Source organism: Polycladomyces zharkentensis, from assembly GCF_016938855.1.
Taxonomy (GTDB): Bacteria; Bacillota; Bacilli; order Thermoactinomycetales; family JIR-001; genus Polycladomyces; species Polycladomyces zharkentensis.
In genome coordinates this window covers 21875-42399 of record NZ_JAFHAP010000009.1, presented here as the reverse complement: position 1 = coordinate 42399, position 20525 = coordinate 21875, and the positions used below count along the sequence as shown (strand labels likewise).

Here is a 20525-nt window from a genome sequence, read left to right as displayed (position 1 = left end):
TCCTAAGCACAAATATGTTTTTTTGAGAAGAGAGTGAGTCTTATATGTCAGATGTGTCAGAAATCCCGATTCGTGAGAAAAATATTGTATTGATAGGGTTTATGGGAGTCGGCAAAACAACGGTCGGCCAATTGGTGGCCAAAAAACTGTATCGTGACTTTATTGATGTTGATCGGGAAATAGAAAAAATTTACGGTATGCCGATAACCGAAATATTTCGCAAAATGGGCGAAGCGGAATTTCGGCGAATGGAAAAGGAATTCATCGTCAATACTTGCACTCACCAAACTTTGAAGATCATCTCCTTGGGTGGAGGCGCTTATCTGCAAGAAGAAGTGCGAAAGGTTTGTTTGTCCAAATGCATTGTGTATTTTCTTGATCTGTCCTGGGAATCTTGGAAGGAACGACTTCCATTGATCATCGACAGCCGTCCCCTTCTGCAAAACAAAACATTGCATGAGATTGAAGACCTGTTTTTCAAGAGAAGAAAAGCTTATTCCCTGCATAATTCCAAAATTACCACCAACAATTTGGACGCGGAAACGATCGCCAACAACATAGTAGAATCCATCAAATTCGCCTGGGACATTTATCAACCTTAAGATCATTAAGATGATAAAAAAGGGAACCGACTTCCCAACCACGGGAATCGGTTCCTTTTAAAATATAAAAAGTCTATATTTCCCGTCATTTGAAAATTAAAATAAGGCAATATGCCATGATCATCAGTGAAACGATCGGTCTTTCTTTTCTTATCAAAGAGAACAACGCAAAACCGAGAATGGAAACATCAATCGCAACATCACTAAAGCCCTCAATCCTCAACAAAAACGGTTTTTTCCCAAATAAAACCAATAACGTCTTCGCCAGTAACCAAACAACGATCAAGAAAAACGCCGCGTACATAAACATTTGCTTGCTCCGAAAACTGACGAATGAAAAAATGTCTTTTGGAACAATGTTGACCCGACCGAACCAATCCGCCAGCCTTCTCAATATGGAGATAGATGGGTTGCAAATAGGGAATATTTCAGTCAAGCAGCTCCCTTCCCCAATACAAATCCCTTTTCGCTATGCGTAATATTTCTTTTTTGGAAATCGAAGCTGGATCATGCAATACATGTGTCGGATATGTCGGATCAGGTTCCAAATCGGTTTCAACCGAAAAGATCACTCGTTGATCCTCCAGTTTGCCAAAGTATTGATTTGGGGTAAGAGTTTGAAATAATCCCGTGATATATCTCCAAGGCCCTCTTTTCAATGTATTTGCCATCGTCATATCGACAGGAACCCAACCCTTTTCCTCCAAGTACACCTCATTCCAGACATGGTATGCTCCTTTTCCGGCAGCCCAAGCCCCCACGACGATCCGGCAGGGGATATTTTGTGCACGACACAATGCGGCATATAAAAAAGACATTTCAGCACAATCGCCCTTTCGAGTTTTTAAAAAAGTGGATGTTCCGCGTTCCTTGGGGGGATAAACATATCGAAATTGTCACGGATATATTCAAAAATTGCGTATGCTTTTTCTTCATCTTCCTTTTTCTTTTGGCACAACTGCTTTGCAATCTTTTCGACCTCGTCATTGATTTCCACTATGGGTGTGGAACGAAGGTAGAATTTCCTTTGTTCTTCTGTGAGTACGGTTTGGGCATCGTATGGAGAAGGGTGAAGTACGATTTCATACTTCTTATTGACCGAATCACCTTTTTGCAATTCATAATAAGATATACGGTTCTCGGTGTGATTTACAGCAGATTGATTCTGCGGCTTTCGGTTGGTCTCAATTTCCGTCACTGTTTGGGCATGATTGGACGGTGGTTCGGCCAACCATATTCTCGTCGTTCCTTCCCTGCGATTTTTGAAGGAAAAAGTATAAAACAAAACGATTCATCATTTCACCTGCCCTTTATGATTGTATTTCTATACAAATATAATTAAGAACTGCTGACATTCCTGATTCCGGGAGACCGTTTTCCCTCTTGCTCCTGCAACGCCTGTTTTGAATACAAGCATCATCAATTTCATAGGTAACTCCAACAACTTTTCATATTTCAGATTAACGATCCGGTAAAGGTCGTTTATATCCGAATGTTGGGCATGGGCAACAGACTGCTCAATGCGATGACACAGCCACTGGTATGTCTGCTCATCCGTCTGTTGCCAGTTCTCAATCATTTGCAATAGCTTTACAACCTCTGAATAGATGGCCATCTCATTTCCCTCTGCAACACTCAGATCGGACACGAGGAATCTTTTTCACATTTTTCCACCCATGCTCATCGCTCATCTTCCTCTGGCAGATTGTACAGTCGCCGTCACCCGCCAACTCGGCTTACACCACACTTCATACCCGACAAGCTGTTCGATATCTAGATCCAACTGCGCTTGCTCCCGCAGGTTCGCAACATGGTTTTTCACATATGCCCGATGCAACTTCGCGCTTTTCCACCAAGTGATGGTAAGAAAGCGCCGTGCCGATACGTCCCCCGCGAACACACCGCCCAACATACCGTCGGTTTGCTCCATGGCAGGGTTCCATACCTCCTGCTGCATTTGGAGAAAATGATCTTCTCTCCCCGGCAATACCCGGCAGTCCGCAACGCGGATCAGCTCCGCTTCCATCCATCCTCCTAAACACAACCTTTCCAGATGTCCGACTGGCAAGATTTCTTCCATGATGGTTACAGCAATACGGTCAAATGTCTCCTGTTGCCTACCGGATACATAAATCTCATCATGGATCTTTTCCATGAACGCCGTATAGCTGTCCCGATCCTTCCACAATCCGACAATGCACGCCTCAGCGGGATCAGCTGCATTCCATCCGCCAAATTGAGCCACAAACCCCGGGACATCCCGCAATGCCGACCATTGCTGTTGTGCCTGAGAGAAGAATTCCCTGTTTTCCTCCGGCACATGGCACACAATCCATTTGATCAGCAAGCTAATGCTCCTTTCTCTTTATTCCCCCGGATTTTTCACACCCACTTGAACCACCTGCTGGAAGGTGGGCCGGTTTACCCATCGCATGTCCGGTGCGGCAAGTAGACCCATGGGCTTTTGCTTGATGGCATCTTGAGAGCCATCATACACCCAATTCTCCACGACATCGGAATGGTATTTCTCACGAAGAAGGTCTGCCGTTATTCTCATCGCCTTCCACAAATCCACCCTGCAAGAGGATAGATTTCCGTCACCACAGTAAACCGTGTGCCAGGGGTCCTTCACCTTTTCACCCAGAAGCTGACGCAGATCCTTGTTTACATAGGAATAATAACCCTCGAGAAAAGCCGAACCCAAACCGCCCCGCGGCGAATCCTCGAGTACATTGGGCAAGTTCGTTCCACTCAGGGCTTTTTCAAACATCACCGTGGTCAGATTTTCAAAATAAGCATCCCCGATCGCCACGGCCACTGCATCATCATAAATGCCATCTTTGGGGGATGAATCACGCCGGTGTCCCCCGGACTCCACCCATGCAGCCAACCGGTCCCTCATCTCCTGAAGTACGGGATCATTACCGGGGGCTTTTTCTCCCAATACTTTCAGCACCCACGGATAAACCTCCTGTGCCTTCAAATCCACCGTCGCTGCGTCCATCATGATGTTCACCATGTCCGCCTTGGTCAGTTTCTTTCCGGAGGATATCATCTCCGCCAACCGCTTGTCCAAATGGAGGGAACGGTGAACGGGACCGTAACTGAAATTCGCATCGTTGGCTCGGAAACCGGGAGCCTGTTTGTTGTTCCAATTGGCAAAGTATCCCCGTTTGGGGTTGATGTCATGGGGCTGCTGCTCCGGCTTCAGATATTTTCCCGTCCAGTCGTACTCCCCCGTCCCCCATGAAGGAAGGTCGGGATTTGTCCTGGGGTCCCGCACTGGACACAAGCAAGAGTGCTTATATGCAATATCCCTTTTGTCCACGTAAAACCAATTGAAGGTGTAATCCACTTTATCGAACGCTTTCAGAAAAGAGGCGGAACCGTCCTTCATAAACCCCGGATCATTGATCCGGCGAAAGCCGAGAGCGCTGTTCAATTCTCTTCCGTAAGTGGAGCGCTGGGTGGTTACAGCCACCGGCTCTCCCTTGACGGTTCCCCGGGCATTGACAGGGCCGTAGACAGTCCGTTCCACCTTGATGTCAAAGATAAAACTGTCTTTGGACGGCTTGGGAATTCCTGCGACCGTGGGTTTCGCGATTTGCCGGTGAGTATAAACGTCCATGGGGCGACATTCCCCTTTGTACCAGTAACCCTGGGATTTCATCGTGGGTTTGCCTCCATCCGGCTCGCAAAGTTTCACCACCCACTGGTCCACGTTGTCCGCTCCGGAGGAGGTGGCCGACCAGGCATAGTCCCGTCCCCGCCCCAGTTGCACATACATGTTGACCCCGGCAAAACCCACTCCCCGGGCATCAATCCCCGGTCCGTGAACATCTGTCTCCACCAGCAGCTGGGGGCTGAAGTAGCCTGTCTGAGGACCGAATACGGCGATGGGACGTCCCGCTTTGGTGTGTTCTGCATTTACCAGGATCGCATTGCTCATCCCCCTGGGCGCCCTCAAGTCAATCGGACCGAATGGGCCGTCCGCCACCATCTTCGGAAGTTTCATCTCCTCCAATGTTTTGCCGACGGTTTCCAAATCAAGTATGGCCGTGGATTTTGGATCGACGGAAGAAGGCTGGTTATAGGGAAAGGATTTATCCGTCGTCACTGGAGCTTCCACGTCCTCCGCGTTCCGGAAATCCTCCCAGATCGCCCGTCCCTTGTGGGAACCGTGTTTTTGCATTAACTGGGACAGAAATCGGCCACTGGCCACTTCGTTTCCACCGCCCTTCCCGAATATCCCGCCGACCAAACTGGCAATGGCCACACTGTCCTCGGGCTTCCACTCTTTCGGAATCTGCTGGAGGGCAGGATACTCCGCGGGAAGCAAGTTGGGATTCATTCGCGCTTTACGTATAAAAGCGTTCACCCCGTCAATGTAGGCTTTCATGTCTTTGCAGACCTGGACTGCTTCCTCTCCCTGAAGACAAAGCTCGTTGGCCTGACGGGTCAATTCTTCCTCTTTGTACGGGGCCACCTTCACCTGGGCCTTGTCCATCTCCTTGTTGGCTTCACTGGCCCCGAGAAATTCGCTCAGCCGCCCCCGTCCCAGATGGCGAAGCACATCCATCAGGAACAATCTGTCCTCCGCGGTCACGTATCCCACGGCAAACATCGTGGCCTCCCTGGTTTTCCCTTGGATGTGGGGGACGCCGAATTCATCGCGCTGAACCGTTACTCCTTTCGCCGGGGAATAGGTACGTTCCACTTTCCCTTTGACACCGAAGGCAGCTTCCTTGAAATACTTGACAAGTTCTTCATCCCTGATCCCCGTTATCCGATCCACCAGGGAATCGTACATCCGGGTCTGATCATTGAAGTGCTTGGGATACTCTCCGGTCAGTTGAAATTTGGTCATTTCCAGTACGTTTACCGTCCCGTCTTGACCCGGAGGCATGATATTGAGGAAACCTCCGGGATCATCAGACGTTTGGGCGCCTCCTGTGGAAGGCATCAACAAAAACTGCATGTTGATCAGCACGAGTATGACAATCACACACCGTTTCAATACAGGACCCCCTCACCTGGGAATTTGCCATCTGGACATTTAATATTATTTATTTTCTGAATGTGAGATTGACAGATCACTTTCAACTGGATACGGTAATCACCGCCCTCTTCATATATTTACCAGATTGGTCTGATGATTCCTCCTGTCAGGAGCACAATCAGCGGTTTCATGTTTCCTTCTTTGATCAGGGAATCAGTCAGCCGCAGGTTCTTGTCAGATGACAGAACACTGCTGAATGAACCCACCGAATATGAATTCATCCAACACCCCCTGTTTCGACGAGCAGATTCGAAGATATGGTGAGTTTTTCAGTGTCGCACCCTGTTGTCATATCGCTATGGCACGGTGATCACTTAAGACATATGACCATCTACACACCCAGGATGTACGGAGGTTGATCGGGACGACAATACCCCAAGCGGAAATCAGCCCCGATCGGCCGGGTCAGGCTTACTTTTCCAAGGCCAAACTGATCGTTCAACGAAAGGAATGGGATATTCTTCCCCCACCTCCACCCGTTACAGCAGATCTGGTACCAACCGGAAAAATTCGCAGACATCCCCGAAGAGCGGTTTGCTGATGATCGATGGAGACATGCTGTTGGGATCTGGGGTTGCTTTGATGTGGACACCGGGGCACACTCAGGGAAACCACTCACTGGTGGTCAACCCAGACTCGGGTATCTGGGTTTTCCAGCGAAAACGGCGTAGCCGCCGAGTGTTACGCACCAATGGAAAGTAGCATCACCGGTCTGCGTCGGTATGCAAAGAGAACCGGGGTGGACAGTGTGAAACGCTAATACCATCGAGAACACTGCCCCGATGGTCCAGGAGAAACTGGTGGCGGACCTCTGCAAGGATCATCCCGGATTACACAGTTTTTCCCCAGTTCGGAACTTCGCGGGCATATCTTCGCTCCCGGGACCCGGTCTTCCTATCAGCACGAGCGAGTTTCTTTCAATAGGATCATTCGACCAGATAAAGAAGGCCAGTCAGGGTGAGAATCGTTATTTACGAAATTTCTTATGAAATGCCAAGGAGGAAATGCACAAGAGCGTACCAAAGAAAGGTGAATTTTCAAGCAAAAACAAAACCCCGTTCGTGAGGCGACACGAAACGGGGTTGCGGCTCATTTTTGAGGCTGATCCTGCACCGATTGGGCGATTTTGACCATTTCCGTTACCGGCAGATTGCCGTACAACTCAAAGTCCGTACCATTGTGTGTCCAAGACAGCCGCTTCTTCTCACTGCCTTCCAACAAAACGCCGACCGTGTAGCCCAGATCGACCGGTTGGCCGTACATCGGCGCACTGGCCTGTACGGCGTCAGGATTTTTCTGTGTCAGGGTGAACGGTTGTTTTCCTTGGTATCGCATGATGACAACCTCGCCTTCCATGCTGGCGACGGTTTGCTCATCCACCAACCGACTACCCTTCGGCACGTAACCCGGTACCATGGTATTTACTTCTTTTTCCGAATGGTTTTTGTCGGTCCGCGCGTTACGCATCGAAGGCAATACCTGGTCGTTCAGTCCGCTCATGTTGCGGTTCATGTCAAATGCATCCTGGTCGAATGATGGGTCGGTATTGAAGCGGTCAAAGGTGACTTCCACCATCACCTGATCCTGATCGTTGAGCAATTCCGCTTTGGTTGGATACAGATCTTTGTTCAGCCAAATCCGTTGCCGACTCAACGTTTGGTTGTTGGTTTTGGAGCGGACTTCGAATTGATATCCGTCGGAGACCACTTTGAACCTGCGAGACGAATCGTTGATAATGCTGTTGATCAATGATTGGTACAGATAGATTTGTCCGCTGGATTCCGGCCAATCGCTTTGAAAGCGGAAACTCTTGTTCAGATGGGGTGTCAACACGTACACTCCGTCGTCATTGCGAAGCAGGATTTGGGTAATGTCTTTTTTGGTGTTTTTGAGGGAGACGCGGTAAAAGTGCGGCTGTTTGTACCATACTTCCACTTCGTATATTTGGGGGGTGCTGCCGGTATGAATCGTCATCTTGGCCTTTGTCGTGTATCCTTCCATTTTTTCGGATCGCTTCGACAGATCGCTCACGATATCGGCGGCATTTTTCTGTCCGCATCCCGTCAAAACCACCATGATCAACAAAAGGGCGGCCACCCCCCATGCAATCCGACGCATTTCATCAGCCCCTTCGTCCATTTCCCGGGAAATGTGTCGGTCAGGTACGGACGCGATCGGACAATAGTCGATGAAACGCAGGCCCCACTTGCATAAGAATGTCGGAAGCAATCACGCTGTGTTCGACGGATGTGACCGCCAACTCCCCGGCCAGCCCGTGAACATAGACACCCATGGGAACAGCGGCTGACGGTGGGATTTTCTGGGCCAACAACGCGCCGATGATGCCGGTCAACAGGTCACCGGACCCGGCCTTGGCCATGGAGGGACTGCCGGTGGGATTCACCATTTGGGTGCCGTCGGGAAATGCGATGATCGTATATGTTCCTTTGAGGACAACGGTGACTCCATGTCGTTGAGCCCATTCCTTGGCCACCCGGTAACGTTCTTCCTCCACACGGGCTGTGTCGGTGCCTGTCAATCGGGCCATTTCACCCGGATGTGGTGTCAGAATGCGCTCCCCTTTACGGTGAGCGAGGATATCGGAATGATCAGCAAGCACGTTGAGCGCGTCCGCATCCAACACCATGGGTAGGTCCGTTTGCCGGAGCAGTTCGGACAGCCACTCCCGCTCTCCGGTAAAACGTCCCAAACCGGGGCCGACGGCGACCGCCGTCAGGCGATTCAAACGTTCACCGATGCGTCCTGCACTGCCGGGTGCAAAACGACCCTGACCGTCACCGGGCCATGCCCATACAAGGGCTTCCGTCACTTTTGCCGCCAGGGGATCGTGTTGCCCTTCGGGTACGGCGATCGTGACCAATCCGGCACCGGCGCGCAGTGCGGCGGTACCGGCCATGGCGACAGCTCCCAGCATTCCGCGGGAACCACCGACGACCAGCAGATGGCCGTGCGTCCCTTTGTGCGCCCATCGTGACCGGGGTTTCAGATATTCCCGCCACCACTGGGGATGGTTGACACGTGCGGCGGGTCGCCGGCAAGCAGCAACCGATGGTGGAATCCCGATATCGGTCACGACCACCTCTCCGCAGTATTCGGCTCCCGGCCGCAAGTAATGACACCATTTGGCATAGGCGAAGGTCACCGTTTGATCCGCTTTGATCGCCACTGATGCGACCCGTCCGGTATCCGTCTCCACCCCGCTGGGCACATCGACAGCCACCACACGTCCCCGCGCGTGATCGTTTACCAGCCGGATCACCATCTCTGTTGCCGGACGCACCGCCCCCCGAATGCCCGTTCCCAGAAGGGCGTCGACGACAACGTCGGCCGTCTCCAACCATCGCCGCAGTTCGTCCCTCCGCTCCGGTCCGAACGTTTTCACGTCCAGTCCCAGCTGACGGCAAACTTCATAAAACGTTCGGGTGTCCGTTGTCATTCTGTCCTCGGAACCGACCAGCCACACTGTCGTCCGCCATCCGGCCATAGCCAGATGTCTGGCGACGACAAACCCGTCTCCACCGTTGTTGCCATGGCCTGAGAGTACCACCGCTTGACCCGGTTGGGCGAAATGTTCCGTGATCGCTTGCGCGACGGCAAGTCCCGCGCGTTCCATCAACACTACACCGGGTATGCCGATGTGTTCAATGGTGTATCTGTCCAGATCGCGCATCTCCTGTGCAGTTACCAAGTACACATGGGTCCCTCCCAACCGCGTTATATCTATATGAACCGGCCCGTCCGGATATGCTGACAAGGTTGACGGGCCCTTCCGCTTACCCTTCGTTCGGTACCCGTTCCACCACCACCGTGGCAACAGCGTAATCCCGTTCATGTGCAATGGTGAGGTGAATCCGTACGTCATCCGTCCATTCCAGTTTCCGTCTGCTGTGCTCCGAAAGCCGCAATTCGGGACAACCGTTGTCGCAGCTCAGGATCTCGATATCCTGAAAACCGATCGTTTTGCCGATTCCGGTCCCGGCGGCTTTGGCCAATGCCTCTTTGGCCGCAAATCTCCCTGCCAAATATTCGATTTGGCGCACATCCCCCTCCGGCCACCGCTGTCGTTCCCCCGGAGTCAGCACGCGTTGCGCCAGGCGTTCCCTGTCTTTTTGCCGCAAACGGTCCAGTTGTACGATATCCGTTCCGATTCCGATAATCACCCTCGTTCACCTCACTCTGCATCCCAACGAAACATCCAGGCAGCCACGACAAACGATCCAACCATCCATGCCGTCAACACCGCTACAGGTGTCCACAACGACGACAGCCCGGCACCTTCATTCATGACCGAACGCAGGGCATGCGTCAAATGACCGATCGGGATCGCATCGACAACCGGGCGCAACCAGTCGGGCAAATCCCGTAACGGGAAAAAGACGCCACCGACAAAAATCATGGGAAACGAAAGCAAGCCTGCCATCGGCCCCGCTGTCTCCGGCGTTTTGGCCAAGGAAGCGATGATGAAGCCGATGGACATGAATGTCAGTGTCCCCAACAGGATCAGGACCAACAGCAACCACCATGAACCGTAAACATGGACCCCGAACACCAAATAGGCCACCAACAGCACGATCAACGCCTGCAGACCGTTGAGTACGATGCGAGCCGTGATCTGGCCGGCGATAAATGTGGCGCTGGTCAACGGCGTTGCCTGCATTCGACGCAGGATGCCCCGTTCCCGCCATGATGCGATCGTGCCCGCCACACCATTCATATTGTTGTTCATGATCATCAGTGCCAGCAAGCCGGGCACCAGAAAGTCGATATATCCCAATGTCCGGCTTTGGATGTTCACCGTTTCGGTCGTGATCACAGGTCGAAACCCGACCAACCGCTTGTTCAACTGATCCACCATTTGACTCACTATGGTCGTCCCGATCTGAGCGGTCGTCGGATTGCTTTTGTCCAGATATAAAACAATTTCCTTGAACGGCGCTTTCTCCCCCCGTTGGGCGAGATGACGGCCAAATCCTTTCCTGATCAAAATCGCCAGCTGACGATCGCCTCGTTTTACCTGATGGATCCCCTGATTCAGATCCTCTTCCATTTCGACTGATACACCGCGAACCGCCTTCAATGATTGCACAAATTCGCGGGAAGCGGAAGAACGATCCTCATCGACGACCGCCACATCCAGCCGGAATGTATTTCCCCCTTTGATCAATGTGCCCAAAACCGCCATCATCAATATCGGAACCAACAGCGACCAGATCACGATGTTTTTGTTCCGCAAAAACAACAACAACTGTGCCTGGGTCAATCGCCAGTATGCCTTCACGTCTTATGTCAACCTCTTTCCCGTATAGTGAAGAAACACGTCTTCCAGTGTAGCCGTCCGCGTTCTCAACCCGGATAGCGGGACACCGCCGGTTTCGGACCATGTGATCAAATCTCGCAACGTCTCCGGCAGACGCTCCGTCAACAGCATCACACTGCGATCCTCGGAGCGGCGCACCTCCTTCACTCCACCCAAAGCAGCGAGCGGTGAGGGGTCCAACTCCGATTCCCACACGAATTCCACCACGCTGTCCACATCCAGTCGACGGATCAATCCCGCAGGCGTATCCAAGGCGATGATTTTCCCCTGATGCATGATCGCCACACGGTCACATAACTGTTCCGCTTCTTCCATGTAATGAGTGGACAAAAACACCGTCCGCCCTTCATCACGCAGCCGGAGAATAATGTCCCACAATGCGCGTCGCGCTCCCGGGTCCAGCCCGGTCGTCGGCTCATCCAAAAACAGAACCTGCGGATCATGTACCACGGCCAGCGCGATGGCCAACCGCTGCTTTTGTCCCCCTGAAAGATGTTTGACCCAGGTATTCCGTTTCTCTTGCAAATCAAAAGCCGTCAGCAATTCTTCCACCGGACGCGCCTGCGGATAAAAGCTGCTGTAGAGCAGGATCATCTCCCGCACGGTCATGTGCCCGAACAACGCGGTCGACTGTAACTGCAGTCCGATCAAATGCTTCACCCGATCCCGCTCCCGAACCGCGTCCAATCCGGCGATTCGGATCTCCCCTTCGTCCGGTACGCGCAATCCTTCGATCATCTCCATGGTTGTGGTTTTTCCCGCACCGTTCGGCCCCAGCAAACCGAAGATTTCCCCTTGCTTCACGTTGAAGGTCACGCCGTCCACTACCGCCACACCGTCATACCGTTTCACCAATCCACGCACTTCCACCATTGACCGATCCGCGCCGCCTTTCTCGTATTGGGATGACTGATTACCCATTCTTGTACCTTTCAGTATACTACGAAAAACTTCATATTCGTTCCGAATAAGGGACATTTCTTCAAGGAAGCATGGGGGTGAGCATCGATGAAATGTTTGAGGATGATACGGGGGATTGAACCCTTGGTTTCATCCTCCTTTTTGATTGGGTATAATTGAGCTGGCATTTTTATCTGATTAGGGGGAATGTTTTTGCTTCATTGGTCATTAGAAGACTGGGCAAATATCGGACAGGTTGTCAGCGCAGTGGCCACGCTGGTAACCATCCTATTTGCCTACCAGCAGATTCGTTTTAATCAGAAGCAATTGGATTACACACAGAAGCAGTTGGAGGAGGCGCAGAAAGCTTCCATACCGGAAGTCGCTTTACATACACGATTGGAACAAGATCATGTGGTAGTAGAAATTGTTAACAAAAAGCAAGTACCAGTTTTTATCAAACATTATGAACTACGTATTTATCTAGAAGACGGGTTTCTTAAAATCGGTCAATATTTTTTACCCCGGTTCGGCATTGTTCGGAAGTCTCCAAGTGTAATCACGCTGGGAGAATCTTTTCAGTTATCTGTCCCTGTGAGTTTGTTTCAAAAGAATTGCAACGGAGACATGGGTTTAATCCCCCCTTTATCTGAATTTGTCATTGGAAAGTCCAAGATCGGGCTATACTTTGAAGTACCAGGAGTCGAAAGCCACCCAATCGTTTACTTTGATATGGAAGGTTACAGGGAAAATCTCTATAATGTCTATTTCTCCATTGATGGTATAGATAAAGAACTTTTATTTAGAGTAGGCACAAAAGGAAAGGTTTTTGTAAAAGGTTAAAACAGGCAGCACATTCGGCTGCCTGTTTATTTTGTATCATATGCGCAGTATATCATTTCCAGTAAACCGTTTGATCTCTTCAGGCATCCCATTCAGATGAACGCAACCTACCCATTCTTGATCTTGTCCAGTTACAAGATCTCATATTCCGTGAGTCTCGCTCTTTTGGTGAAAGTCCTTCATATTGCAACAACTCATTCGATTTCCGAATGCCTCAAAAAAGGAGTAAAAAAGATTGCAAATTGATGCTGAATGGGATTCGGAAAAACATTGACTATCATGACTCCGAACCAACGTTTACATTGCTGGCCTTACCGCAGGATCATCAACATGATCCAATACAAAGGTGAACTTACAGGAACGGGAAATACGAGACCAAAACGATGTTTCTTAATAGCATCGAGGTTCATACCTTTGCGCGGTTGGAAAGCCCAAGCAGATGCAAACGGATCACCCAATATCTTCAAAAAACTTTCAAGGGATTCTCCTATTTTGAGGAATAATGGCCGTGTGGCACGGCCCATGACCATGACCTACCATCTTGGTCGGCATGGCGTCACTGAACCGAAGTACAGTGCTTTACTTTATGCATCCTAAGCGGATGTCCCCGAATGTATTCGGGGGAGGTTGTCACGGTTGAATTTTCCAAGTAGCGAAACTTCCTTTTTGTTCGATTGTCAAGGTATATGGTGCAGATTCGGATGTGTCAAACACCAACACACCGCGTGTCACTTTGGTACGAGCAGGGATAGTGGTTGTAGTATAGTTCACTTCAGTGACCCCGTACGGGCTATATTGCGCCTCCGCTTTTAAACCGTTGGAATCGGTCAACGTTGCATCGTCACTATAAATTGCTTGCGTTTCGTCTCCGTTGTTAGTGACTGTGGCATCAATAATAATGAATTTGCCATTTTTCGGCTGACTTGTATCATTACCCAATGACTCGCGAACCGAATTCACAGTAATCGTTAAATCCCCTACCGTTTTCGTTTGTCCGATATCACTTTGACCTTGAGATTGGTTCGCTGTGTTTTGGTTGTTTTGAGGGTTTTGGTTGTTAGCCGCATTTTGAGCATTTTGATTATTGTCGGCCGGTGCATTCTGATTGTTGGCCGCATTTTGAGTATTTGACTGACTTGGTGGTTGACCGAAACTGATGGTGCAACCGGTAAGAGTAAAAATACCAATAAGTGTAATGAGCAGTAATTTACTTTTCATTCCAGACACCCCTTTATGTATTAATAATGATTAATATTATATCATATTTAAATACAATTATCCAGTTGAATAGAACAGTCTCCCATTCCTGCAACTAAAGCATTGAAACGCATTCAAGCTGATCCCACGCCACGCTTCTTATATTACAGATATAAAAAGCGAGCGGAAAAACCCACCCTTCAGGGTGGGATCAAAGCGAGCGTCGGACGCTGGACTCGCTCCGCCAGTCGCTCCGCAAAACAAAATGGCTTCTGCATTTTGCAGAAGCCATTTCATAAGATCAGCGTGATCATCCTTACTCACTGCGCCTGCTGTTGTTGATTGGCATGTTGACGAAGCACGTACTTCATCACTTTCCCCATGCTGTTTTTCGGCAGTTCCTCCGCAAAGACGACTTCATGCAGGTAGTGATCGGGCAAATGCCGGCGGACATGGGTGATGATCTCTTCTTCGGTGATCGAGCTTCCTTCTTTCAGCACCACATAAGCCCGGGCAAGCTCGCCCCATACCGGATGCGCGACACCGACCACGGCGGACTCGGCCACTTCCTCCAACTGATTGATAACCGATTCCACTTGTGCCGGAAACACATTTTCCCCGCTGGTGATGATCATGTCCCGCAGCCGGTCGACCACGTACAATAAGCCGTTCTCGTCCATCCAGCCCGCGTCCCGCGTATGGTACCAACCATTTCGAATCACTTCTTGAGTGGCTTTCTCCATATTCCAGTACCCTGCGAACATCAATGGTCCCCTTAAAACCACTTCTCCGATTTCACCCGGAGGCAATGCTTCACCCGTGGTGGGATCGACGATTTTCATCTCCGTCAGATAAACGGCTTTTCCCGCCGATTCGCATGTCTCTATACCATATTCCGGCAACCAAAACGTGGCGGCTCCCGCATACTCCGTCGCACCGTACACCTGCACCACATGGTACCCGAAATCGTACATTCCCCGGATCAACTCCGCCGGCACCTTGGCCCCGCCGCAGATAATCATGCGAAGGGTAGGCACATCCGCATCCTGATGCTTCAACGACTCATACATGTAGTTGAGCATCGACGGCACGGAAAACATGATGTTGATCCTCTCAGCATTCAGGAGATCCCAAATCTGTATGGGGTGGAATTGGTCGTTCACGACCATCGTAAGGCCACGAACCAGGGCACAAACGGGAATGATCATACCACTGATGTGGAACAATGGGGAAACCACCAAAAACCGATCCCGGTACCGCCATTCCAATGTGGCCGTGTTGGCGATGCTGGCTGCGTACATATTGGTGTGGGTACATACGACCCCTTTGGAACGGCCGGTGGTTCCGGAGGTATAGATGATCACGGCGGGATCTTCCCCGATCACATCCACCTGCGGCTCTTCATCGGGATATCCTTCCACCAACTTCTCCAAAAAGGAATCGTCTTCTTCTATGTCCATGCGAATTTCCTGCTGAATGAAAGGGAACTTGCCCAACAAAGGCGCAACCTGATCAAATTCTCCGTCGTAAAACAGAACTTTGGGGGTGCAGTCTTCCAATATGTAACGAATGCCATCCGTTTTGAGCCGCCAGTTGATCGGTACCGTCACGGCGCCGATTTTCGCCGCAGCCATATAGATAATCGGAAAATGATGACTGTTTTTGCAAATAAGTGCAACCCGATCCCCTTTTTGCACTTGCAATTGGAGCAGGTAATGGGCCAATTTGTTCACGATCCCATTGTATTCCCGGTACGTCATCCGTTTCGTCGGCGACACCACCGCCTCCACATCCGGTGACAACCGCGCCCGGTGGCGAAGCAGCTCTCCAATGACGCTCACAGACATAGGACCTCCTTGGTAACCAGAAGATTTGTCACTTTGCACTTTCATATTAGTATACTTGTCCGCAATTGTGAACTGTTTAAGTAACAACTAAAAATTTTCATCGTTTCCTTTTTCCGAGAGTGACTGACAAAACTTACATTTATTCGATCTGCCACGACCGTTTTCTATTCCACCTGGGTTTGTTTCTGTTTGGTATTTGTCGTTGAGAGATAAATGCCGGCAAAAATGACAAACAACCCGATCATCATACGGGGAGACAATGGTTCATGCAACAAAACCGCCCCCCATATGATCGCTGTCAGGGGTACCAGGTAGGTAACATTGACGGCAAATTGGGCACCACCAGCTGTGATCATGTAAAAAAACAGCAGATAGGCAATGCCGGAGCCAAATACCCCCAATCCCACCAAAGCAAAGGCGAACCTGACATTCCACAGGGCCTCCAGTGAAATCCCCCGGGTAAAGGCCATACCGATGAGTCCCACCACAACCCCCGTTACCAACGTCACCGTGGCAGTCAACAGCACATCCACGTCCGACAAAAAGCGCTTGGTATGGTGTGAAGCGAAACCATAACATATGGTGGCCACCAACATTGTGCCGATTCCAACAAAATGTTCGCGGAATAAATCCGCTACCTGGAAATCCATCAATATCACAATCCCGACGAACCCCGCCACAATTCCGATCCACTGCCGTTTCGTCAACATCACCGAATAGGCCACCACTCCGATCAAACTCGTCCAGATCGGCGTGGTGGCATTGAGAATCGATGCGGTATTGGAGTGGATCTGTGTTTCGCTCCAGGCGATCAATCCCCACGGCAGGCCGGCATTCAACACGCCCACCAAAACGAGTGATCCCCACGGAACGGATCGAAACGGCGGCCATCCGCGATACAGCAACAACGGAATCAATACGGCAACGCCCGTGAGACAACGCAGAAAAACAACACCCCATACACCCGCCGGTTCCAAGAGATATTTGATGAAAACAAAGGACAATCCCCAGATGAGGCTCAACAAAACCAGTGCACCGTACAATCGGGACATACGATCCATATGGTTCATTCCACTCCTTTTTTGTCTTTGTATCTGCTCGTTATCTCCATTATGACAGATCGCGGTGAAACGCGCTTTCACCATCTTGACATCTCATCGCCGGGATCTCGCTTTGACTTCTTTCAAGTGAAACAACATAAACCCGTTCCCATCAACGGTATTTCGTTTCTCATACAAAAAAGTGATCCGTTCCGGTAATTGGACGGATCACCGCCAGGTCTACAATGCATAACTTTCCTCCCGGACCGCTTCACCCGCTCCCCAAGGAAGCGGAGCAAGGCCGCTGCAAACCTTCAAGCTCCGGACGTGACAAAGTAACTTCGCCTAAAGAAAATTCCGCGAGGGGGCTTCGGTCCTGTCGCTTGCCTGGATAAACGATTCCGCCTGATGGATGGCCAGGTACCCCCTCGCGGCCCCTTCGGGATGATCGTATACCGGACCGTCCGTTTATCACTGAAATTGCCTCCGTCGCTGCCCATGGGAACACGGCTCATGCTTTCCATATCACTGATCCGTCACGTCACTGCTGTACAAATCAGTACGGCTTCCGAAAAGGTCGCTTATCTCGGCTGCATGCGTAGCGCACCGTCTAAACGGATGGTACTTCCGTTCAGCATGGGATTTTCTACGATACTCTGCGCCAAGAGAGCGAACTCTTCCGGTTTGCCGAGTCTGGAAGGGAACGGTGTCATCATACCAAGTGCAGTCCGCGCTTTTTCCGGCAGGGAAGCAAACAGCGGCGTGTCGAACAAACCGGGGGCGATCGTCATGACGCGAATGCCATGAGAGGCCAGTTCACGTGCGAGCGGCAATGTCATGCCCACGATCCCTCCTTTGGAGGCACTGTAGGCAGCTTGGCCGATTTGCCCTTCAAAAGCGGCCACCGAAGCCGTATTGATGATCACTCCCCGTTCTCCTTCAGCATTCGGTTTGTTTTGGATCATTTTTGACGCGGCTAGTCGAATCACGTTGAATGTGCCGATCAGATTGACTTGGATCACTTTTGCAAACGAGTCCAGATCATGCGGCCCATTTTTTCCGAGCACTTTTTTGGCGATGCCGATTCCTGCGCAGTTGACCACCACATGCACCGCACCGAAGCGATCCGTTACCGCTTCCACCGCGTGTTGCACGCTCGTTTCGTCGGTAACATCGGTTTTCACGAATATCGCCTGCTCGCCCCATTCCTTCGCCAATGCGGCACCTTGTTCCTCGTTGGTATCCCAGATGGCTACCTCCGCCCCCAACCGCGCAAAGTGGCGCACCGTCGCTTTGCCCAATCCGGATGCACCACCGGTAACGGCAACCACACACTTTCGAATGTCCATCCTCCTGCCACTCCTTCCCCCTGAAAATGCTGCCGCACACCTATGCACTCTCCCGCTTCCGTGGCACTGCTCACTCGTGTCTACAACGCCTCAATGATGGCCGCGTTGGCCATGCCGCCGCCTTCGCAGATGGCGATCAACCCGTAACGTCCGTTACGTCTGCGGAGTTCGTACGCCAATGTGCCGACCAGCCGTCCCCCCGTCGCTCCCAAAGGGTGCCCCACTGCAATCGCGCCACCGTTGACGTTCACTTTTTCCAACGAAACACCCATCTCTTTTTGCCAAGCCAGCACAACGGAAGCAAATGCTTCATTGATCTCGAACAGGTCGATGTCCTCCAATCTCAGACCCGCCCGCTGCAATACCTTTCGCGTGGCAGGGATCGGTCCGGTTAACATCGTCACCGGATCAGCACCGACGACGGCGAAAGCAACAAACCGGGCCAAAGGACGGAACCCGAATGCCTCCACCGCTTCCTTTGAACCGATCAAAAGGGCACTCGCCCCGTCCGAGATTTGGCTCGCATTGCCGGCCGTGATCAGGTCGACGTGGTCGAACGCGGGGGGCAATTGCGCCATTTTTTCCAATGACGGGTTGTCGCGGATACCTTCATCTTCCCCGACATGCACGTGTGTTTGTACAGGGAGGATTTCTGGTTGAAAATATCCCTTGGCACGAGCCGCTGACGCCCGTCGATGACTGTCAAAAGCGTACCGGTCGAGATCTTCACGCGTCAGTCCCCACTGCTTGGCAATCCGATCCGCGCCGTACGCTTGATCGAACCAAGCCCTCTCCAGATGATACCGCTCACGGATCCCATCCGTCTTCGGGGTACCCAACCCCCGTCCCAGCGTGGACATGATCGGAACCCGGGACATCGATTCCACGCCGCCGGCAATCACCAAATCGTACTGTCCCGCCATTACGCCCTGCGCCGCGAATTGAACCGCCTGCAACGCCGAACCGCATTGCCGATCTACCGTCGTAGCGGGCACTGACTCGGGAAGCCCGGCCGACAACCAGGCATTGCGGGCGATGTTGGCCCCCTGCTCACCCACTTGGTCCACGCATCCCATGATCACATCATCCACTTTACTCGGGTCCATCCGGGTGCGGCGAAGCAATCCTTGCAAAAGGCCACCCAGCAAGTCGACGGGATGAATTTCTTTCAAAACGCCGTCCCGTTTACCGAAGGGGGTTCTGACGGCATCCAACAAATAGGCTTCTCTCAACGTTCTCCCTCCCTGTTTGGTGCAAAAGATCCGGTTTGTTTGACAAACACTTGAGGCAGGATGTTTACTCCCGAACCGGGATCGGCTTCCCGGACCTTACTTTTTGTTCAATCCACTGGTTCCGTATCCTGCAACAGCGCTCCCGTGTGGGCGCCCAATTCGGGAATCCGGTTGTCCGGCGAACACAACCCATCATCATGCTTTACCTGTGGATGTTGCCATACTTCATCCGGTTCCAGGACAGGTGTCAAGCAACAATCCGCTTCACGCCCCCATTCCTCCCAAAATTGAAGCGGCCGGGAAAGAAACCAACGCTTGATCTCTTCATAAAACGGATTCTCCTCCGACACGGGAGAGAAATAAGCTTGCAACCAATCCTCTCTGCCCGAACGCTTGCAAAATCGCTCCCAAAACTTTTCTTCCAGAGCCGCCAAGCTGACATACCGACTGTCGGCTGTTTCATAGATGGCGTAATTGACGATCTGTCCGCTCAGAAACGGAATTCCCTCGGGTTGGTACCGATAATGCGCCATCAACGCAGTCATGGCGCCGAACAGGGAAATGTCCAGATGTGCCCCTTCGCCTGTCCGCTCCCGACGGAACAGTGCGGTGGCAATCGCTTCGCTCGCGGCGATGCCGCCGATCAGATCGGCCCACGTGAGGGCGGGATGAACAGGCCGTCCCTTGTCATCTTTTATTTGTGACAGTGCCCCGCTGAGTGACACGTAGTTCAAATCGTGGCTGGCCAGACTGCTCATGGGTCCGGTCTGGCCGTACCCGGTGATCGAGCAATACACGATGTCGGGTTTCACTTTCCGAACCTGTTCGTAGCCCAAGCCCAATTGTGCCATGACATCCGGCCGAAAACTCTCAACCACCACATCGGCGTCAGCGATGAGACGCAGGGCCGCCTCTCTTCCCGCCGGCTGTTTGAGGTCGATCACCACGCTTTTCTTTCCGCGGTTGTATGCATGGAAAACGGCGGGCATCCGTCGGGCGGGATCGCCGCCGGGCGGTTCCACTTTGATCACTTCGGCTCCGCGGTCCGCCAATCGTTGGGTGGCGGACGGTCCGGGCAGATACCATGAAAAATCGACAATACGAACGCCATGCAGCAA

Annotated in this window: 19 protein-coding genes and 1 pseudogene; 2 read left to right on the top strand and 18 right to left on the bottom strand. The window is 51.5% G+C overall.

The genetic code is table 11. The features are described from left to right. The first annotated feature begins 44 nt into the window (after positions 1-44). Positions 45-602 (top strand): shikimate kinase, encoded by a 558-nt coding sequence (locus tag JQC72_RS10565; protein ID WP_205495460.1) that lies wholly within the window; start codon positions 45-47, stop codon positions 600-602. An 85-nt stretch (positions 603-687) separates the two neighbouring features. Here JQC72_RS10565 and JQC72_RS10560 read toward each other — a convergent pair whose 3' ends face one another. The 12 genes and pseudogenes from JQC72_RS10560 to JQC72_RS10510 form a co-directional block, all read right to left on the bottom strand. Beyond that, positions 688-1038, bottom strand: a complete 351-nt coding sequence (locus tag JQC72_RS10560) for a hypothetical protein (RefSeq protein WP_205495459.1) — start codon at positions 1036-1038, stop codon at positions 688-690. After that, complete coding sequence (locus tag JQC72_RS16555) at positions 1031-1309, bottom strand: hypothetical protein (RefSeq protein WP_302104764.1); 279 nt, start codon at positions 1307-1309, stop codon at positions 1031-1033. Before JQC72_RS16555 ends, JQC72_RS10560 begins: the two co-directional genes overlap by 8 nt. 27 nt (positions 1310-1336) lie before the next feature. Continuing rightward, a pseudogene (locus JQC72_RS16895) lies at positions 1337-1429 on the bottom strand (transglutaminase domain-containing protein); the annotation flags it as partial. 17 nt (positions 1430-1446) lie between these two features. Beyond that, on the bottom strand, positions 1447-1833 hold the full coding sequence (locus JQC72_RS10550) for a hypothetical protein (protein ID WP_205495457.1): 387 nt from the start codon (positions 1831-1833) through the stop codon (positions 1447-1449). 93 nt (positions 1834-1926) lie between these two features. Further along, positions 1927-2217, bottom strand: coding sequence for a hypothetical protein (locus JQC72_RS10545; RefSeq protein WP_205495455.1), 291 nt, complete (start codon positions 2215-2217; stop codon positions 1927-1929). A 72-nt stretch (positions 2218-2289) separates the two neighbouring features. Next, complete coding sequence (locus JQC72_RS10540; protein ID WP_205495453.1) at positions 2290-2949, bottom strand: YdbC family protein; 660 nt, start codon at positions 2947-2949, stop codon at positions 2290-2292. Positions 2950-2967: 18 nt separating this feature from the next. Then, complete coding sequence (locus tag JQC72_RS10535) at positions 2968-5619, bottom strand: penicillin acylase family protein (RefSeq protein ID WP_205495451.1); 2652 nt, start codon at positions 5617-5619, stop codon at positions 2968-2970. A gap of 1131 nt (positions 5620-6750) precedes the next feature. Further along, positions 6751-7779: an outer membrane lipoprotein-sorting protein gene (locus JQC72_RS10530; protein ID WP_205495450.1), complete on the bottom strand. Its 1029-nt coding sequence runs from the start codon at positions 7777-7779 to the stop codon at positions 6751-6753. A 40-nt stretch (positions 7780-7819) separates the two neighbouring features. Further along, on the bottom strand, positions 7820-9376 hold the full coding sequence (locus JQC72_RS10525) for an NAD(P)H-hydrate dehydratase (RefSeq protein WP_205495449.1): 1557 nt from the start codon (positions 9374-9376) through the stop codon (positions 7820-7822). Positions 9377-9455: 79 nt separating this feature from the next. Continuing rightward, the gene (acpS, locus tag JQC72_RS10520) at positions 9456-9842 is read right to left on the bottom strand and encodes a holo-ACP synthase (protein WP_205495448.1); all 387 of its coding nucleotides are present in this window, start codon (positions 9840-9842) and stop codon (positions 9456-9458) included. Positions 9843-9853: 11 nt separating this feature from the next. Continuing rightward, complete coding sequence (locus tag JQC72_RS10515) at positions 9854-10960, bottom strand: ABC transporter permease (RefSeq protein WP_205495447.1); 1107 nt, start codon at positions 10958-10960, stop codon at positions 9854-9856. Between the two features lie 3 nt (positions 10961-10963). Further along, positions 10964-11920: an ABC transporter ATP-binding protein gene (locus JQC72_RS10510; RefSeq protein ID WP_205495446.1), complete on the bottom strand. Its 957-nt coding sequence runs from the start codon at positions 11918-11920 to the stop codon at positions 10964-10966. Between the two features lie 192 nt (positions 11921-12112). Here JQC72_RS10510 and JQC72_RS10505 point away from each other — a divergent pair, with 192 nt between their 5' ends. Beyond that, positions 12113-12742, top strand: a complete 630-nt coding sequence (locus tag JQC72_RS10505; protein ID WP_205495445.1) for a hypothetical protein — start codon at positions 12113-12115, stop codon at positions 12740-12742. Between the two features lie 630 nt (positions 12743-13372). Here JQC72_RS10505 and JQC72_RS10500 read toward each other — a convergent pair. The 6 genes from JQC72_RS10500 to JQC72_RS10475 all read right to left on the bottom strand — a co-directional run bounded on the left by JQC72_RS10500 (position 13373) and on the right by JQC72_RS10475 (position 20525). Further along, the gene (locus JQC72_RS10500; RefSeq protein ID WP_205495444.1) at positions 13373-13960 is read right to left on the bottom strand and encodes a DUF4352 domain-containing protein; all 588 of its coding nucleotides are present in this window, start codon (positions 13958-13960) and stop codon (positions 13373-13375) included. A gap of 299 nt (positions 13961-14259) precedes the next feature. Beyond that, the gene (locus tag JQC72_RS10495) at positions 14260-15780 is read right to left on the bottom strand and encodes a class I adenylate-forming enzyme family protein (protein ID WP_205495441.1); all 1521 of its coding nucleotides are present in this window, start codon (positions 15778-15780) and stop codon (positions 14260-14262) included. Positions 15781-15950: 170 nt separating this feature from the next. Beyond that, the gene (locus JQC72_RS10490) at positions 15951-16847 is read right to left on the bottom strand and encodes a DMT family transporter (protein WP_335342441.1); all 897 of its coding nucleotides are present in this window, start codon (positions 16845-16847) and stop codon (positions 15951-15953) included. A 560-nt stretch (positions 16848-17407) separates the two neighbouring features. Beyond that, on the bottom strand, positions 17408-18175 hold the full coding sequence (locus tag JQC72_RS10485; protein WP_205495439.1) for a 3-hydroxyacyl-CoA dehydrogenase: 768 nt from the start codon (positions 18173-18175) through the stop codon (positions 17408-17410). 80 nt (positions 18176-18255) lie between these two features. Beyond that, complete coding sequence (locus JQC72_RS10480; RefSeq protein WP_205495437.1) at positions 18256-19407, bottom strand: thiolase family protein; 1152 nt, start codon at positions 19405-19407, stop codon at positions 18256-18258. 107 nt (positions 19408-19514) lie between these two features. Continuing rightward, the gene (locus JQC72_RS10475) at positions 19515-20525 is read right to left on the bottom strand and encodes a CaiB/BaiF CoA transferase family protein (RefSeq protein ID WP_205495435.1); all 1011 of its coding nucleotides are present in this window, start codon (positions 20523-20525) and stop codon (positions 19515-19517) included.

Bases quoted from the DNA above. Each gene is read 5' to 3' on its own strand.
- JQC72_RS10530 (WP_205495450.1), bottom strand. From the start codon at position 7,779: ATGCGTCGGATTGCATGGGGGGTGGCCGCCCTTTTGTTGATCATGGTG.
- JQC72_RS10490 (WP_335342441.1), bottom strand. From the start codon at position 16,847: ATGGATCGTATGTCCCGATTGTACGGTGCACTGGTTTTGTTGAGCCTC.
- JQC72_RS10485 (WP_205495439.1), bottom strand. From the start codon at position 18,175: ATGGACATTCGAAAGTGTGTGGTTGCCGTTACCGGTGGTGCATCCGGA.
- JQC72_RS10500 (WP_205495444.1), bottom strand. From the start codon at position 13,960: ATGAAAAGTAAATTACTGCTCATTACACTTATTGGTATTTTTACTCTT.
- JQC72_RS10510 (WP_205495446.1), bottom strand. From the start codon at position 11,920: ATGGGTAATCAGTCATCCCAATACGAGAAAGGCGGCGCGGATCGGTCA.
- JQC72_RS10565 (WP_205495460.1), top strand. From the start codon at position 45: ATGTCAGATGTGTCAGAAATCCCGATTCGTGAGAAAAATATTGTATTG.
- JQC72_RS10545 (WP_205495455.1), bottom strand. From the start codon at position 2,217: ATGGCCATCTATTCAGAGGTTGTAAAGCTATTGCAAATGATTGAGAAC.